The 17,192-nt window shown below is 60.1% G+C and carries 13 protein-coding genes; 11 read left to right on the top strand and 2 right to left on the bottom strand.

All coding sequences use genetic code 11. The features are described from left to right. Position 1: 1 nt before the first annotated feature. The 4 genes from asnB to SAZ10_RS02250 all read left to right on the top strand — a co-directional run bounded on the left by asnB (position 2) and on the right by SAZ10_RS02250 (position 8,137). On the top strand, positions 2-1,996 hold the full coding sequence (gene asnB, locus SAZ10_RS02265; RefSeq protein WP_318607528.1) for an asparagine synthase (glutamine-hydrolyzing): 1,995 nt from the start codon (positions 2-4) through the stop codon (positions 1,994-1,996). A gap of 139 nt (positions 1,997-2,135) precedes the next feature. After that, positions 2,136-4,250, top strand: a complete 2,115-nt coding sequence (locus SAZ10_RS02260; RefSeq protein WP_318607527.1) for an exopolysaccharide transport family protein — start codon at positions 2,136-2,138, stop codon at positions 4,248-4,250. 125 nt (positions 4,251-4,375) lie between these two features. Beyond that, the gene (locus SAZ10_RS02255; protein WP_318607526.1) at positions 4,376-6,520 is read left to right on the top strand and encodes a lipopolysaccharide biosynthesis protein; all 2,145 of its coding nucleotides are present in this window, start codon (positions 4,376-4,378) and stop codon (positions 6,518-6,520) included. Between the two features lie 309 nt (positions 6,521-6,829). Next, the gene (locus tag SAZ10_RS02250; RefSeq protein ID WP_318607525.1) at positions 6,830-8,137 is read left to right on the top strand and encodes a hypothetical protein; all 1,308 of its coding nucleotides are present in this window, start codon (positions 6,830-6,832) and stop codon (positions 8,135-8,137) included. Positions 8,138-8,170: 33 nt separating this feature from the next. Here the strand turns inward: SAZ10_RS02250 and SAZ10_RS02245 are convergent, their stop codons facing one another. Further along, complete coding sequence (locus SAZ10_RS02245) at positions 8,171-8,713, bottom strand: helix-turn-helix transcriptional regulator (protein WP_318607524.1); 543 nt, start codon at positions 8,711-8,713, stop codon at positions 8,171-8,173. 497 nt (positions 8,714-9,210) lie between these two features. On the opposite strand from SAZ10_RS02245, the gene SAZ10_RS02240 reads away from it, so the two are divergent. After that, the gene (locus SAZ10_RS02240; RefSeq protein WP_318607523.1) at positions 9,211-10,896 is read left to right on the top strand and encodes a PAS domain S-box protein; all 1,686 of its coding nucleotides are present in this window, start codon (positions 9,211-9,213) and stop codon (positions 10,894-10,896) included. A gap of 91 nt (positions 10,897-10,987) precedes the next feature. Here the strand turns inward: SAZ10_RS02240 and SAZ10_RS02235 are convergent, their stop codons facing one another. After that, positions 10,988-11,659, bottom strand: coding sequence for a response regulator transcription factor (locus tag SAZ10_RS02235; RefSeq protein WP_318607522.1), 672 nt, complete (start codon positions 11,657-11,659; stop codon positions 10,988-10,990). A gap of 674 nt (positions 11,660-12,333) precedes the next feature. Between SAZ10_RS02235 and SAZ10_RS02230 the strand changes: the two genes are divergently transcribed. The 6 genes from SAZ10_RS02230 (at position 12,334) to SAZ10_RS02205 (ending at position 17,185) form a co-directional block, all read left to right on the top strand. Beyond that, positions 12,334-13,056 carry an NDP-sugar synthase gene (locus SAZ10_RS02230; RefSeq protein ID WP_318607521.1) on the top strand — a complete coding sequence of 241 codons (723 nt, stop codon included), beginning with the start codon at positions 12,334-12,336 and terminating at the stop codon, positions 13,054-13,056. A 46-nt stretch (positions 13,057-13,102) separates the two neighbouring features. Further along, positions 13,103-13,720 (top strand): DegT/DnrJ/EryC1/StrS aminotransferase family protein, encoded by a 618-nt coding sequence (locus SAZ10_RS02225; RefSeq protein ID WP_318607520.1) that lies wholly within the window; start codon positions 13,103-13,105, stop codon positions 13,718-13,720. Between the two features lie 53 nt (positions 13,721-13,773). Further along, entirely contained in the window at positions 13,774-14,238 is a 465-nt protein-coding gene (locus SAZ10_RS02220; RefSeq protein WP_318607519.1) for a DegT/DnrJ/EryC1/StrS family aminotransferase, read from the top strand. An 80-nt stretch (positions 14,239-14,318) separates the two neighbouring features. After that, entirely contained in the window at positions 14,319-14,921 is a 603-nt protein-coding gene (locus tag SAZ10_RS02215) for a sugar transferase (protein WP_318607518.1), read from the top strand. 42 nt (positions 14,922-14,963) lie between these two features. Next, complete coding sequence (locus SAZ10_RS02210; RefSeq protein WP_318607517.1) at positions 14,964-15,968, top strand: SDR family NAD(P)-dependent oxidoreductase; 1,005 nt, start codon at positions 14,964-14,966, stop codon at positions 15,966-15,968. Then, positions 15,965-17,185: a hypothetical protein gene (locus SAZ10_RS02205; protein WP_318607516.1), complete on the top strand. Its 1,221-nt coding sequence runs from the start codon at positions 15,965-15,967 to the stop codon at positions 17,183-17,185. Before SAZ10_RS02210 ends, SAZ10_RS02205 begins: the two co-directional genes overlap by 4 nt. The last annotated feature ends 7 nt before the right edge of the window (positions 17,186-17,192 follow it).

Here is a 17,192-nt window from a genome sequence, read left to right as displayed (position 1 = left end):
GATGTGTGGGATTGCCGGAATTTTGCTGGCGCCCCATGCCGTCCATACGGGGTCGCTGAGGGCAATAGCCCAAATGACCTCAGCCCTTCATCACCGAGGGCCTGATGGTGAGGGATTCTGGGTAAACCGCGAAGCCGGCCTTGCCCTCGGTCATCGGCGGCTTGCCATCATCGACCTGTCGGAGGCGGGCCGCCAGCCGATGTGTTCCGCAAGCGGTCGGCATGTCATCACTTTCAACGGCGAGATCTATAATTTCCGCGATCTGCGCCGCGATCTCGAAAGCACGGGCCACTCCTTCCGCGGGACCAGCGATACCGAAGTCATGCTGTGTGCGATCGAGACCTGGGGGCTCGATGCGGCCCTGAAGCGCTTCGCCGGCATGTTCGCATTTGGGCTGTGGGATCTAAAGACAAGGGTCCTCCATCTTGCCCGCGACCGGATGGGCAAGAAGCCGCTCTACATCGCCTCGACACGAGAAGCGCTGATCTTCGCCTCGGAGTTGAAGGCGATGAATGGTTTCCCGGGATTCTCCCCCGAGCTCGACCTCGATGCAGCGGCGACGATGCTTTCGAAGGGATGGGTGCCTGATGACAAGTGCATTTGGCAAGGGGTGTTCAAGCTGCCGCCGGGTTCGGTTCTATCTGTGACTGCCGCGGATTTTGCGGATGCTCGTGCCAGCGGCTCTCTCGCGCATCGGATCCGGCACTGGTGGTCGCTCGCGGAGGTCGCTGCGAAAGCGCGGCGCGAACAGATTGTCTGCGGCGATGAAGAACTGACGACCCAGCTCGAGAATCTGCTTGGTCTTGCCGTGCGTGAACGGATGGTTGCTGACGTGCCGCTCGGTGCCTTCCTGTCAGGCGGAATAGACAGCTCGACCGTTGTCGCGCTGATGCAGGCGCAATCCGACAGGCCTGTGCGGACTTTCACCATAGCTTTTGGGGAACCGGGCTTTGACGAGGCCCCGCATGCGGCAGCTGTGGCACGGCACCTTGGCACCGACCATACCGAACTTCACCTTTCACCGACCGCTGCGCGCGACGTGATCCCGGAGTTGCCGCGCATCTGGGACGAGCCTTTTGCAGATGAATCGCAAATCCCGACATTGCTGGTATCGCGGCTCGCCCGCGAGCACGTGACGGTGGCGCTTTCGGGTGACGGTGGCGATGAATGCTTCGCAGGCTATTCCCGGCACTTCCTGGCGAACCGCCTGAGAAATCTGCATGAGTTTCCCCCAGGACTTCGTTGGATATTGGCTGCAGGGGCAGGGGGGCTGGCCCGGTGCTCCCGGCACGATGTCATTGGCCGCCTGCCGATTTCGCCAAGTTTACGGCACGCATTGCGGAGCGACCGGCTAAGTCGCCTCGCCAGCCTGCTCGCTGCGGCAGATGAGGACGAATTGCTCCAGCGGCTAACGGGGTCTCCGAGCGATAACCTCGTTCATTGCGGGCCGTCGACACACAATGCCGGCGCACCCCAGTTCGACGACCTGCTGTCCCGTCTCTTGTTCGACGACATGACCGGCTATTTGCCCGGCGACATACTGGTAAAGCTCGATCGCGCGAGCATGGCGAACAGCCTCGAGGGGCGATGCCCCATTCTCGACCATCGCGTCGTCGAATTCTCGTGGCGCCTCCCGGCGGCCGCCAAGGTTCGAAATGGCAGAGGCAAGTGGATCCTTCGCCAGTTGCTCCGTCGCTATCTTCCGCAGCGGCTGATCGATCGGCCTAAGCAAGGCTTCGACGTTCCGGTTGGGGCTTGGCTGAAAGAGCCTCTGCGCGCTTGGGCCTCGGATATTCTCTCCGATATTCGCCTCTCGCGAGACGAGCTTCTCGACTTTGCGAAAGTCGATGCCTGTTGGCGTGACCACATTGATGGAAGGCAGGACCATGCTCGCGAACTGTGGTCCGTGCTGATGTTCCAGACCTGGCGCAATGAAGCCAGGCGGTCGGCCGCGTCGGAGGAAACCTTGCCGGGTGAGTACGCGCTGCTGGGGTGACTGAATGAGGCACACTGGATTGAACCACACTCGAGTTCCGCGGTCAAAGAAATCGCCGGCTCCGGCTGACAAATCCGAAGTGCGATTGCCGCGGCCATCTCTCGAAAAGACAGATAGCTCAACACCCTTCCAGCAGGTCGTGGGCGCGATTTGGGGGAAAAAGTGGCTCATCTTCGGCATGGCCATCCTGGGCGGCATTCTGGCCGGATTTGCCGGGATGGCGCGCGCGCCCCTTTACGAAGCCACCATGCAAGTGATCGTCGACCTGCCCAGCAGCAGTGCCGCCGCAGGCAGGCCGAATGCGACGCAGGACATTTTGTCCGCAACTGTCGATGGCCATCTGACGGAACTTTCCTCAGAGGCGCATCTGAGGAATGTTATCGCGGCTCTGCGAAAGGCGGACAAGCAGCAAGGTCCGGCGGGGTCGGGCTTGGCGTGGGCAGATTCGGACGCTGGCATCGCGCGGAAGGCGTTGGCGTGGGTCAGCACTCTCTTGCCGCGGGCCTTGCTCAACCGCCAGGGTCCCACCGCAGCGCCTGAATTGGCAGACGCGGCAGCTCTTAAGACATTGGACGCGGGACTAAGGGTCGGCCAAGAGCTGCACTCCAGAATCATCAGCATCGGGTTCACCGACACCGACCCGGTTCGCGCCGCGCGAATTGCGAACACAGTTGCAGCCGTTTACATCGACAATCTAGTTCGGCAAAACCTCGCCTCAGACCAAAGTGAGCTCGCCTCGATCGTCTCCCGATTGCCCGAGATGCAAGGCGAGCTGACGCGTGCCACGGAACGACTGCAGACCTATCGCTCGACCAACGGTGCTCCGGATCAAGGAAGCGCGGATGTCAGCGCCCGGGAGATCGCTGAACTCGGCCGGCAGATATCTTTGGCCAAGGCGGACCTGGCCGCAGTCGAAACGCGTGTCGAACACGTTCAGGATCTTCGCAAGACCGATGCGCCGGCCGCGGATCTGGCTGCGGCAATCGGGTCGCCGGGACCGGGTGATCTCGTCGCGCGCGCGACGGACCATGCTCAAGTCAACGGCCGCCCTGCGACCCAGACTGACCCGGATCTGCGCCGGACGATAACGGGTGAGATCGACGGGCAGATTGCTCGCCTCGATAGCGAAAGGCGCATCTATCACGCGCAAATAGCATCGCTCGAGGAGCGTCGCGAAGCGCTCAAAGCGGCTGCAGCCGATGCGGTCAGCCGTCTTTCAGGTCTGCGCGCACTCGAATTGCAGGTCGATGTCATATCTCAGCGCTACAACGAATTGTTGACCCGACAACAGGATTTGCTCCAGCGGATCGGGTCCCCCGCTGCGGGCTTGGCGATCCTGTCCCAGGCCTGGCCGCCAACGCGTCCGCAGACGCTGCCTCCGATTTTTCTGGTTCCCCCCGGGATGATCGTGTTCGGCCTCGCTACCGCCGTTTTTGTACTCGCGCGCCAGCGCCTCGATCGAACTTTGCGCTCCGAGGCGGAAGCCGAGGCCGCCCTGGGGATCCCGTGCGCCGGCCTCCTTCCAAAGACCGGTCGGCCGCGGGCGAGGCGACTTTGCGATCTGCTGCTGGGGCAACACAAGGCCCCCTACACTCGCGCAGTCGGTTCACTGCTGATTTCCCTGGTAAATGCGAAATCGCGCTTGCCCGGCGTGATCCTGGTCATGTCCGGCGGCCGCAGCGAAGACAAGACATCGCTTGGATGGAGCCTCGCAGTGACCGCAGCGCGGCTCGGGGAGCGCGTGCTCTTCCTGGATTTTGATCAGCAGGGAGCGCGGATAACGCGCGAGTTTCGCGATGAGTTCAGCACGTCCAAGACGAGTTGCACCGTTGCCCATTTCCTGAGTGGCAAGCGCGCTCTGTCCGAAACGACTGAAGACATGCCGGAAATGCACGTCAGTTACATGCCTGCGCCATCGATTTCGGATGATGTCCTGCATCTCGTATCGACAGCGGACCGAATGCATCAGCTGCGCGAGACATACACCGTCGTGATTATCGATGGCCCGTCAGGCCCAGTGGGACCCGAGACGAGACTGCTCACTCGTTGGGCGGACGCCGTCCTCCTGACCGTCCGCTGGGGCGAGACGCGGCGAGACACCGCACGAGGCGTCCTCGAGTTCATCGGCCTTAAGGAGAAACTGCCCTGGCAGCTGCCCGCCTCCGTCAGCAGCGTGCTGACGCAGGTAAATCTAAAGCAACATGCCAGCTATCGGTTCGGGGACCGTGGTGACCTTTTGCTCGCCCGCCCTTGACCGCGACGACAACTACCCGCCGCTTTGTGAGCGTGCGACGGTGACAGTGCCAAGATACCTCAACATGGATGTGAATTGGCATGATAGTTGAATTCTTCGGGCCAGCGGGATCTGGCAAGACAACCATGGCGCAGGCGCTCGCCGAGCGCTTGCGCTGCAGAGGATATAAGGCCAACGTCGTCCTTTGTTATCAACCCCGCAACAAGGGTGGCGGTTGGGATATCTTTGGAATAAATTCCGTCTCTGCGAGAATTTTGTCAGCTGTATTTTCAATATTTATAATATATGTATCATACTTTAAAATAAAGGACGGTCTGACTTTAAGTAGTAATCTGACAAGGCTTCTGCCTGCTGAAAGTAAGATCTGGCGCATCAGACTCTGGCAATATATTTTGCGCCTGTCCAGTTGTTGGAGGTGGGCAAAGCAATCGGCTGACATAACGATATTTGACCAAGGCTTTGTTCAGGCTGTCGGGTCTCTGGCGATGTTCAGCGGTGCGACAAATGACGCGCTGATCGCGCAGGCGCTCGGCTTCATCCCCAAAGTTGATTTGGCGGTACGGATGGCGGTGCCGCGCGATGTCGTCGAGATGCGGCTGCGTGCAAGGATGATGTTCGAACCCGCAGCCGAACGAATCTTTGAAGCGGACGTCTCCGTCAACATGAAATCCTTTCGCATATTTGAGAACATTGGAAATATTCTTTCTCGATCCCACGAAAATATTATTTCGGTTCAACCAGTCGATCAGAAATCAACCTTTGATGGCCTTGACATGGTGGAACAGGCGATCCTGGCGCGACTGTCTCAGATCGAAGCTCCCGGCATCAACAGCGCGGAAACGGAGCGAATTGCCGACCGGGCTCCGGCACGGACGGTACGAGATAGCGACGACCATTCCGAAGAGCATCCGCTGGTCGGCGGTGCCTCGTCCGCTCAGCAGGGCGAAGTTGGCCGGCGCCTCGTTCATGCAAGCGCTTACGCCCTTCTTGTCTATATCGGGGGCGCCGGGCTCACCAGCTTGGCCCAACTCCTGATCGCACGTCTTGTCGGCGCCACGAGTTACGGTATCTATTCCTACGCTCTGGCCTGGAGCACCTTTCTCGCGTACCTCACGACGCTCGGCTTCAACGTCTCGCTCCTGCGTTTCGTGCCGGAATACAGGGCCGCCGGGCGCTTGGACCTGGCGCGTGGGGTAATCATCTTTGCGCTGCGGTGGTCGCTGCTGGCGGCTATACTGACCGGGTGTGGCGGAGCGGGACTCGTCTATCTCTGGGGACATCTTGATCCCGAGCTTCGGTCCACGATGCTGCTGGGCATGGCAGCCGTGCCGTTGATCACGACCTACGCACTTGGCGCGACCGTCGTGCGCGCTTTCGGGGGCGTGGTGTCGGCTCTTTTGCCCGAGCGTATCGTACGCGACGGGCTTTTGCTGCTGTTACTGAGCGGCGCGGCGCTTTCGAACTGGTGGGTTCTGGATGCATCGCTCGCAATGGTGGCGGTCATCGCAAGTTCGGCAGCAACCGTGGCGCTCGTGCTCGTCACAGCGATGAGACTTCGGCCGGCGGGCTTGCAAGACGCGCAAGTGGCCTACGCCGCGCGTCAATGGTGGTCCGCAGTCCCCCCGATCACGCTCATTGCCGGGCTCGATGTCTTCATAAGCCGCACCGGGGTCGTGCTTTTGGGCTGGACCGGCCAAATCCGCGAGGCCGGCATTTTTGCCCTAGGCCTGAACGTCGCGTTGCTGGTGAGTCTTTCGCGTTTCGCCGTCGGCACGATGTTCTCGCCGGCAGCGGCCGATCTTCATGCGCGCAAGGATCACGAGGCGTTGCAACGTCTGTTTTCGCGAGCCACCGTTCTATGCTTCGTCGGTGCGGTGGCGGTGGCAATCCCATTGCTGTTGGTCACCGAACCGCTCCTGGGCTGGTTCGGTGCTGAATTTGCGTCAGGAGCACCGGTCGCACGGATACTCATCGTCGGTTATGTCCTTACCGCGCTCTTTGGACCTCAACAGAACCTTCTGACGATGACCGGACATGAATGGGCCGCTGCAATGACGATGGTTTTCGGCGCGATGGCCAACATCGTGGCCTGCGCCGCCGGCATGGTTCTGGGCGGCACGATCGGAGCGGCGACGGGCGTTACGCTTGCTTTGGTTGCCTGGAACCTCGCGATGGCAATCTTTATCCGCAACCAGATGCAAATCCTGCCTGGTCTGATCGTCGCAGCCTTGGCGATCAGGCCGGGACAACCCAACGTTCGGTGGGGATAGCAGCATGTCTCTCCGCTGGAGGTCGGCACCATGACATTCGCGGGTTATCTGGACAGTGTGCTTCCATGGTCAAAGCCCAATTCCCGAGCGGCCCCAGCGGTCGTCGGTGGAGGAGGCGCCGACGTCGCATGGGGCAGGGAATCTGGGGTTCTGGACATTCTGCTCGCGGCGCTCACTGCCCTGCGCCAAAACAACGTCGAGTGCTGCTATTGGAAGAGCAGCCGACGTCTTCAGGCCGTCTTGCGAGGAGAGTCGGATCTCGATCTGCTGGTTGCCAGGTCAGATCAGCATCTGGCTGCCCGAGCCCTAATGACCTGTGGCCTCAAGCGCTTCGAGTCCGTACCTTGTCGGGACCATCCCGCGATACAGAGCTTTCTTGGCTATGATGAGCCGAGTGGCCGCATCGTCCATCTGCATGTTCACTTCCGCCTCGTTGTCGGCGAGCGACTCCTGAAGAACTATCAACTTCCATGGGAGCAGATCATTCTGGCCTCGGCAATTCCGCACCCGACACTGCCCATCCGGGTACTGGATCCGGTAAGCGAAGCACTTCTCCTGTTGGTGCGAGCCAGTCTGGAATTGCGGCTTCGGGATCCCGTCACACTTCGCCGGTGGCGGGCGGCGCAGGAGAAATTCGAGCTCGACCGATTGGATCTGGCATCTCGCGTCGATCCGCGCAGTGTTCGTAATCTGGCGGCAAAGCTCATGAATGACGACCTGGCCGAGGCGATTGCCGGTGAGCTGTTCGAGCCCCAGCCTCTCGCAACCCAGCATCGTCTTCGCCGGCGTATTCGCAAAGAACTGGCCGCATATCGCAGCTACGGCACCGTCGAGGTTCGCCTGCGCAGCATCGGCCGAGCCGTCCTCTGGACCGTTGGGGCCTTGAACAAGCGGTTCCTCAATAGTCCCCGACCGTGGAGCCGCCGTGCCCCTGGCGGCGGCATCGTTGTGGCCGTGGTTGGTCTCGATGGGAGCGGCAAGACAACCTTGGTCGCAGCGATCCGCCAATGGCTTGGATCGGAGGTCGACGTGCTTCCGGTCTATTTGGGCACGGGGGGCGGCAGGCCGTCGCTTTTGCTGCTGCCGTTCAAGTTGTTCGTGCCGGTAGCGACCTGGGCGCTTCGAACTAAACCCGCGGGGAGCTCTCACGGCCCAGTCTCGAGTCGCGCACCTGGGCTGTTCTACAGCATCCTTCTCACCATCTGGGCAACTGTCGTTGCCGCCGAGAAGTCGATGAAGCTGATCGCGGTCCGTCGTGGAGCGGATCGAGGAATGGTCGTCATCGTCGACAGATTTCCCCAGGATCAGATCCCGGATTTCAACGATGCACCCCTGTTGCCACGGCTGGCGCAGGTTCCGGCCTGGCTTCGACGGTTCGAGGCCAACGCCTATGCACTTGCCCGGCAACTGCCGCCGGATCTCGTGATCAAGTTGCAGACGACGCCCGAAATCATCATGACGCGCGAGCCGGACATGGATCCCCTGGTCATCCAAAAGCGGACGTCGGCTCTGCAGCAATTGGCCTTCGAGGGCGCCGCTGTGGTGAGCGTCGATGCCGGGCAGCCACTGGATGACGTCATCCGTGCGGCCAAGGCCTCGATCTGGCGGATGCTTTGAGTTTGTCTTGCAGGTGCCGGTTGCGCCTGGCCCTCACGGCAGGACGGAAATGCGCCCCAGAAGCGCTACCAGCTCCGCCTGTCGTTTCGTCGCTGTCTTGGCGAACAACGATGCAAGCTGGGAGCGGATCGTGGTTCGGCTGAGTCGCCAACTGCGGGCAATCTCCAACGGCGCGTCGCCATGCGCCAAGCGCAGCGCGAGGCGCGTCTCCGCGCTCGTCAAACCGAACATCCTCTGCAGCGTCTGGGGATTGGCCGCCGATCTGTTCTCGCGATCCAGCAACGCGACGATACTCGTTCCGTCATGTGCGACGACGCCCATTTCGTTCAATACCGCCGGTCTGTCGCCTCCGCTGCGGATCACAACCCATAAGAGTGAACCCGGCACAAAACGCACCGGAACGTTCGCCACGAGCCGCTTGACCGCGCCTGAAAGCTGGCTGGCCGTCTCGGCCGTTTCGCCCTGGCGCTCAAGTGTCTCTTGAGCGGCTGCATTCCATTCGATCACCCTCTTCTCGCGGTTCAGTACAAGATAACCGCATCCGATGCGCTCAAGCAGGCCTGTGACGGATTCCAAACTGCGACGCTCCGGCCTGCCAACCCAGCCGCCTGAGAGATCTGAATTGTTTGAAGCATGTGAAGGGGCCGCCGGATGGGCTTGGCAGTCATACCTTTTCTCCAGTGAAATGTATTGGTTGCTCACACTCCGATCGTTGTGCTTGCCAGTCAGAGCCATTGTTTCCACCGTCAACGCTCGTTGCCTCCGCAGAAGTAAATATTGCGAATTTACTTGCGGCTACCTCGATTTCGACTTGGAGGCGTTCGTCTCCCTTGGATTCGGCGCGGCCGGAATATGCGGAAGAATTATCCGCCGCATTCGTTGAAACATTTGGTTCCGGTGAGCCCTTGCGAGCTGATCTTATTCGTCGGCTAAGGCGTGGCAATCCGACCGTGGTATTAGGTTGCCCCCTCACGGCCTAGTCTCGACGAGCTAGTCAGAAGGATGTAGTCTGGTACATGGGTTCGTATTTGCGTTGGCTGAATTCGAGCGTGCCAGGAACACGGCCGGCTCACGTGGCTTCCGTAGCGGTGCTGGCAGCCTCGATAGTATTCGAAGCAACAAACTGGATACATGTCGGCCAGAACGGGGCGTTCATAGTATTCATCCCCGCGATTGTTGTCATTGTATACCTTGAAGGTCGTGTGGCCGCGATCGCCGCGACGCTTGTGATGGCGACCGCCGGCTTGTGGGCGCGGAGCATCCAGAATGGTCAAATCTCTGCCGAAGATTGGACCCGCGCCATCTTCCTCCTGGTTTCGGGCTGCGTAATTGCGGTGATATTGCACCGCCTGCGAAGGGAGTTGCATGAGGCGCTTGAGGTGGCGGAGGCGAGGCTTGTTGCGGTCGAGGCGACGGAGAGCCGGTATCGCTGGGCTTTTGAGCGTGCTGCCATGGGATTCATAACCACCAATCGACATGGCGAGTTGCTGCAATCGAACAAACGCTTCTGTGAGATGACCGGCCGAGAGGAGCACGAACTTGCTCGGCTGAAGCTCGAGGCACTCATTCATGCTGAGGATCGAGTTGCCGTGCTGGAGCAGTTGAGATCCCTGGGCAACAGTACCGCTTCGTTCGATGCGGAGGTTCGTCTGCTAACAAAGGACGGCACGGCATTGTGGGCTCGTCTGACGTTCTCGTCGTCGCAGCAGGATGAGCTCTTCGCCGACAGCGTGTTCGTCGTCGTCGACGATATTTCGGAACGACGAAAGGCACACGAAACGCTCCGCGCTCAAAAGGAGTGGCTGGATCTCGCCCTGTCTGCCGGGCGCCTGGGTACATGGCGAATAGACTTCAACGACATGACCATTGCAGGCTCCGAAAAGTTCTGGGACATTCTGGGCTTGCCGCCAGCCCCGGTCCGCCACTTGGAAGAACTCTCGGCCGTTGTCGATCCTGCGGACTGGCCGAAGCTGGCTGGCCCGGCAAAGCCCTCATCGGCAGTGAACTACGACGCCGAGATTCGTGTCCGCCGGACGAACGACCACGTCCGCTGGGTTGCTCTGCGCGGACGAGAGGAAATCAATGATGACAGGTCGATGCGCGTTGGAGTGGCCGCCGACGTGACTGAGCAGCGACAAATCATCCTTTTGCGTGACGCCGCCAAAAAGCGCGAGCGCATCATACTCGAGGAGCGCCATCGGTTCAGCAACCTGTTCCCCGTGATGACGGCCTTGATAAACATGATCAATGTTCCTGAGAACGACGTCGCCAGGTACAAGGAGATGCTGATCGACCGGATCAGAACGTTGGAAGCGACCCATCTGCTTCTTGCTCGTCATGGCAGTTCGTCTGGGGTGCTGCGCGAGCTCGTGGACCGGGAGTTGCAGCCCTTTGCCGAGACGCGGGAGATAACAATAAGCGGTCCCTCCATCCTGATGTCAGGTGGCGCCGCGGAGAGCTTTGCGATGGTTCTTCACGAACTGACGACCAACTCCGTGAAATATGGGGCGCTAAGTGATCCAAAAGGCCGGATCGAGGTGAAATGGGGAGTCGCATCCGATTGCGCGGATGAGTCCATCGTATTCGATTGGGTGGAATCGGGGCGGGGGAGAAGCGGGAAGGTTGGGCGCCACGGGTTCGGCTCGATGATAATCGGCGCGGACGGCACCCCGCTTGTCGGCCATTCCCCGAAACTGGAGATATCAGAGCGCGGACTTCGATATTCGTTGCGGCTGTCGAGGAAGGAAATTGGATCCTAGCGCATCCGGCGCGTCGGTTTTCGGAGAAGTCCGATGCGCCCGCAAGTGAATAGAGCGGCGTCGCGATCCGACTTGAACAGGCGGCTGCAAGTCACATTCGGGAAAGCGAGGTTTGCAGCAAAACGGCTGCTTCGGTCCGATTTCGTACTCCAAGTTTGCGGAGAATGGCCGCAGCGTGGATTTTCGTTGTTGCTTCGGCAATATCCAAGTTGCGAGCAATCTCCTTGTTCGAGCACCCTTCCGCCATCAGCTTGAGGACTTCTTTTTCCCTGGATGTCAGCCTGGTGAGATTGTCGGGGGGCTGTCGCCGTCGGGGTGGCGGGGCCTCAAAAGGTAGAGACATATGCGGCCCGTGTGCCGTAGATGCCCGAGAGAGGAGCGCCGGAACGTAGATGCGGCCGGAGAGGATTTCCTTCACCGCAAGCACGACCTCCTCGTCCTTTTGCGATTTTACGATGTAGCCTTGCAGCCCAATCGAAAGTGCCTTGAGTATCTCCGCGCGTGAATCGTCGACGGATACGATTGCGAAGCGTGTGCGGGGATAGGCCGAAAGAACATCGCCAAGCACTTCCTGATCGAACAGGCCCGGCATGTTCAGGTCCAAAATGGCAAGATCGATAGATGCTTGTTCCTCTAGAAGAGCGAGCACGCCATCGAAGCATGCAGCGTCAAATATCTCGACATCCGGAATGCCTGCCGTCAGTGCCAATCGGAGCCCGCGGCGGTATAGGCCGTGGTCGTCAGCGATGACGATCCGATACATTACACCACCTCAACGCCTACCCGGTTTTCAGTGAGCAGGTTCCTTCCAACTCACCGCAACCCTTTTGTTACCCTCCATTGTGGTGAAATGTACAAAAAATGCTGCGATAAAAAATGCTGCGATGGCCCTTGGAAACCATCGCCAAACCCAACGCAGGCTCAGCTTGTAGCTCCGCGCCTGCACATGCAATATCGTTAATATAAATAATTCTAAAAAGCGAATTCTAAAAAGCGAAAAAGTTCCCTTTTTGCAATCTCAAGGCTGATTGCCGGACGACACTGGCGCTGTTCCCGGCACCCGCTCGGCCGGGAGATGTGAGGCCCGTTTTCGGCGCCGTGCCGCTTCCTGTTCGCTCCGAGCACACGTTCCAGCTCTGCCTCGGGCCAGGTGCTGATCGCCGGTATCCGGCCTCTTGCGATCGGCTCCTCCTCGGCCCTTCGGCGGCACCCGCCATCTGAGCACCGGAGCTGATTGAATGGCACCATTCAAATGCACGACGACATCCACCGAGCACGCCCATACCATGCCCCTAGGGTTCGGATGCCCACCCGAGTTCGAAAGGGATCGTGCCGATCTTTGACGTTCCGGGAGGAACATGAGCACGACTTCCGTGCGTCTGCCTGGCAGCCGACCGTGACGATGACGTTGGGGTCGAATGAAGTCGGGAGGATCGGATGAAAGCGGTAATTCAATGTGGTGGAATGGGAACACGCCTTCGCCCCTTCACATCGGTCTTGCCGAAGCCGCTCATGCCGATCGGTGCCCGACCGGTTCTCGAGTTGCTGCTTAAATGGCTGCGGCGCAATGGCGTCCTGGAGGTGTATATAACGACCGGCTATCTCGGTCACCTGATCCGTACCGTATGCGGAGATGGCTCGCAGTGGAATCTAGGAATTCACTACACGCAGGAGACGGACCCGTTGGGCACGATCGGGCCCCTCTCTCTGATCCGGGACGAACTGACGGAACCATTCCTCGTTCTCAACGGTGATGTCCTTACTGACTTGAGCCTCAGCCGGTTTGTGGCGGCGCACCACAAGCACGGCGGTCCCGTGACGATCGCCACGGCCTGTCGCCTGACCAAGATCGACTTCGGCGTCATAGACGAAGTCGACGATACCGTGCAGGTCTTCCGTGAGAAACCGACGTTCGCTCACCTTGTCAGCATGGGCATTTACTGCATGAACCCAGATGTTCTCCAGTTCATCCCGTCCGGCATTACCTTCGGGTTCGACGATCTGATGCTTCAGATGATGCAAGCCGGCAAGACCATCCACGTATACAAGCATGATGGCCTCTGGCTCGACATTGGGTGCGTCTCCGATTTTCAGAGCGCGCAAGCGATCTCCTGGGAGGAGCAGTCGGCCTCGGTCGAAGTCGCGGTCGCGGCCGCATGACGAACATCACCATCCCGCCCCGCAGGAAGCTGTCTAGGAGGGCATAATGCTCTTGGTCAGTGCCCCCGTTTTGGGTGCGCCGGAGAAGGCCGCTTTGTCCAAGGTCATCGACACCGGCTGGCTGACCATGGGGGAGCAGGTGCGAGCCTTTGAACAGGCTTTTGCCGAGATGCATGGGGCGGAGGATTGTGTTGCGGTCAGTTCTTGTACCGCGGCGCTTCATCTCATCCTGTACGCTCTCGGGATCGGGCGAGGCGACGAGGTGCTGGTCCCCTCCATGACCTTCGTGGCGACCGCGAATGCTGTTCTTTATGTCGGCGCAACTCCCGTTTTTGTCGACATCGAGTCAGCCGACGTTCCGCTGATGTCCATCGAGCAGGCTGAAGCGCGGTGCACGTCACAAACCAAGGCGATCATTCTCGTGCACTTCGCCGGCTACCTCGCCAATCGTAAGGAATGGCAGACGTTCGCCCGCGCGCACGACCTGCATCTCGTCGAGGATGCCGCACACGCGCCCGGCCTGAAGGAGGTGGGAACCTACGGTGCCGCGGCTGCCTTCTCCTTCTATGGCAACAAGAACATGACCACGGCCGAAGGAGGAGCAGTGATCGCCCGCGACCCCAAGCTCCTTGCAACGATCCGCCTGGCTCGCGGTCACGGCTGACGACCGGCACACGCCAACGACTGAACAGCCGCACACCGCAATATGATGTGGCAATGCTCGGTTTCAACTACCGTATGGACGAAATGCGAGCAGCGATCGGACTGGTTCAGCTGCAGAGCTTGCAGGAATGGAATGAGATCAGGCGCATCCTGGTCGTCCTGTATCGGCGCCTTATCGCGAAACATTGCCCGGCAGTGACAATTCCATTCAGCGAACCGCGAACGTCGGCCTACCACATCATGCCGATCCTTCTGCCGGGTTCTGTAACACGACAGGACATCATCGACGACCTGCGCGCCCGGCAGATACAGACCACCATCCACTATCCGCCGGTGCATCAGCTGACGCTCTATCGAGAGCTTTTTCCCGACACCAGCTTGCCGCGGACAGAGGACTTTGCCCAGCGGGAGTTGACTATTCCGCTGCACCCCCAGCTCACCTCACCCGTGGTGGAAGCGGTCGTGGCTGCTCTGACAACCGCGCTTGGCAGCAGCGCCCGGACGGGAGCTGCCGTATGAACAAGTTGGACCTGTCTTTGGACCTGTCTTTTGACCTGCGTCCGGTCTCAAGCTCCCCCCATGGCTTTGCGAGACGATCGATGGATCTCGCCGTTGCGGCCGCCGTAGCGATAGTCTTCGCGCCATTGATGCTGTTGATCGCCGCGGCCCTTTTGTTCGAAGGGGGGCGCCCCGTCCTGTTCGTGCAGACCCGCATCGGTGCCGGTGGACGTCCCTTCCGCATGTTCAAGTTCCGCAAATTCCATGCGCAATGTAGCGCTCATGACCTCGCTCTGACCGTCGCGGGCGACAGTCGTATGACGACAGTGGGTCGGTTCCTCGCTGCCACGAAATTCGACGAGTTGCCACAGCTGTGGAATGTCCTCATAGGCGACATGGCCATTGTCGGCCCGCGGCCCGAGAGCCCGGCTTTTGCCGATTGTTTCCGTGGCGGCTTCGAGGCCGTCCTCAAATACAGGCCGGGCTTGCTGGGTCCGACGCAGGTCCTGTTCCGGCATGAAGCCTACTTGTTTCCCCAGTCCATGGACCCGATCCGTTTCTATCGCGAGGCTCTGTTTCCAGCCAAGGCGAGGATCGACCTTTCCTACTATCCACGACGCACGATCGCCTCCGACCTGGTCTGGATGGCGCGCGGCTTTCTGGCGGTTCTCGGTCACGTCCCATCGCCGCCTGTCGACATATGAGTTCCAGAGAAGACGCCTAACGTCAGCCGGGAATGCTTGGTCATGACCTACAGGGGCAAGAAAGTTCTTGTGACAGGCGCGGATGGATTTATCGGGTCGCATCTTACCGAAGCCCTTGTGCGCGAGGAGGCGGATGTCACGGCGCTGGCCGCCTACAATTCCTTTGACAGCCATGGTTGGCTGGACGATTTGCCAGACAACGTTCGAAGTCGGCTGAAACTCGTCCGCGGCGACGTTCGGGACAGCGCCTTCGTGAACCGGATCGTGCGCGGCCAAGCCATCGTGTTTCATCTGGCTGCGCTTATCGCCATTCCGCATTCATATGTCGCCGCGCAATCCTATGTGGAGACCAACGTCCTGGGTACGGTCAACGTGCTCGAGGCGGCGCGCCAATGGGATACGGAACGGGTGGTGCACACCTCAACGAGCGAGGTCTATGGCACCGCGCTGACTATGCCCATCAGCGAGACCCACCCGCTGCAGGGGCAATCGCCATACTCGGCCTCCAAGATCGGTGCGGACATGATGGCGGTGTCCTACGCCAGATCCTTCGATACCCCCGTCGTCATCATGCGGCCCTTCAACACGTACGGCCCACGTCAGAGTGAGAGAGCCATCGTGCCAACGATCATACGACAAACTCTCGACCCGACTTGCCCGGCGATCATGGTCGGAGACACAAGCCCGATCCGCGATCTTACCTTTGTCAAGGACACAGCTATGGCATTCCTGACCGCTGGCCTGGCCGAGCTCGAATTCGGCCACGCCTACAATGCCGGCAGCCAGCGTGCCGTAACCATCTCAGACGTATTGGATCTCGTACTCGAGCTGAGTGGCTCCAAGAAGCCGGTGCTCCGCGACGAGAGCCGGCTGCGGCCGCAAAACTCGGAGGTCCGCGCCCTGCTGGCGGATTCCTCGCGCTTTGAAACCGAGACCGGATGGCGCGCGAGGACCAGCCTGCGCGATGGCCTGGAACGAACCCTGGCTTGGTGGCGGGCGCGCCTTAGCGAAGGCCGCGTGCGTCGCGAAAAGGGCTATATGACATGACCCCCCAATGTTGGTGTGCCCTGGCGTTGCTGTGTGTCGCCGGCGCCATATCCCCGAACGCGCTCGGAAGTCAGCAAAGCAGCCCGGCGGCTCAGCTTCCGTCGACGGCGACGACGCTTCCGGACTATCTGCACACGGCAAAGGATCCGGCCTTTGGCACAATTTTCGTCCGCATCACCAGACCTGGGGTCCTCGCTGAGGGGATCGTATGCGGCAACAATTACTGCAGCCACCGCTACTCAAGCTCCCAGGCTTGGAATGCGGATCAGAGCCTTCTCGTCATCGGGAATGGCTGTGGTGGCATGTGCTTTCTCGACGGGCACACCTATGTCCCATTGTTCCACCGCGATCGTGGAGACGAATGCGAATGGCATCCCAGGGATCCCAGCCTGATGATCTGTGTTCGTGGCCAAGCGATCTTCACCTGGGCGCCGCGCACTGATCATGTGGATATCGTGTTCCACTCCGAGACCTATCGCAATCTCCAGTTCGGGCCGTACAAAGGCAATCCGAGCCGCGATGGCAGCCGCATCGCCGTGCGCGCAGTTCGCAGCGATGGCCAAGCGGTGGTATTTGGCTACGATCTCAATTCGCGGCAAAAGTTTCCGGACATCGAACTCGGCCAGCTTCCAGGGACCAATAACGCCTGCTCGATCTCTCCGCTCGGCATCAACATCCTATGCTCCCAAACATTGCATAACGGCGTCCAGCCGACCTTCATTTTTTCCGTGGATGGCGCGCTGCGCCAGAAGTGGACGGAGAATCATCGACCCGGCCACGGCGACATGACCGTCGATGCCGATGGCAGCGAGATCTATGTGGGAATCAGCAAGTCGGATCCGGACAAATTTCAGGTGATCAAGCGGAGACTGTCAGATGGCAAGGTCACCTCACTGATGAGGTATGGCGAAGCTCAACATGCGTCCCTCAGGTCCCTGGCCCGGCCCGGTTGGGTGTTCCTGAGCTATGCCGGGAATCCCGACGAAGTGGCGAAGCACCAGGATTGGGCGCCGTATGCACGGGAAGTCGTTGCGTTGCGCACCGATGGCAGTGGAGAGCTGCGGCCTATAGTCAAGACACGGAATGTTCCGTTCGACTACTGGAGTGAGACGCACGCCTCGCCATCTCCAGACGGCTCGCAGGTCGTCTGGTCGAGCAATTGGGGGGTACCGGGTGGTCCGGTGTACGATTTCGTTGCCCGTGTGGATTGGCCTTGAGGGGGGT

This window comes from Mesorhizobium sp. BAC0120, from assembly GCF_033542235.1.
Taxonomy (GTDB): Bacteria; Pseudomonadota; Alphaproteobacteria; order Rhizobiales; family Rhizobiaceae; genus JAWRCU01.
This window is presented reverse-complemented; position numbering and strand designations above follow the sequence as displayed.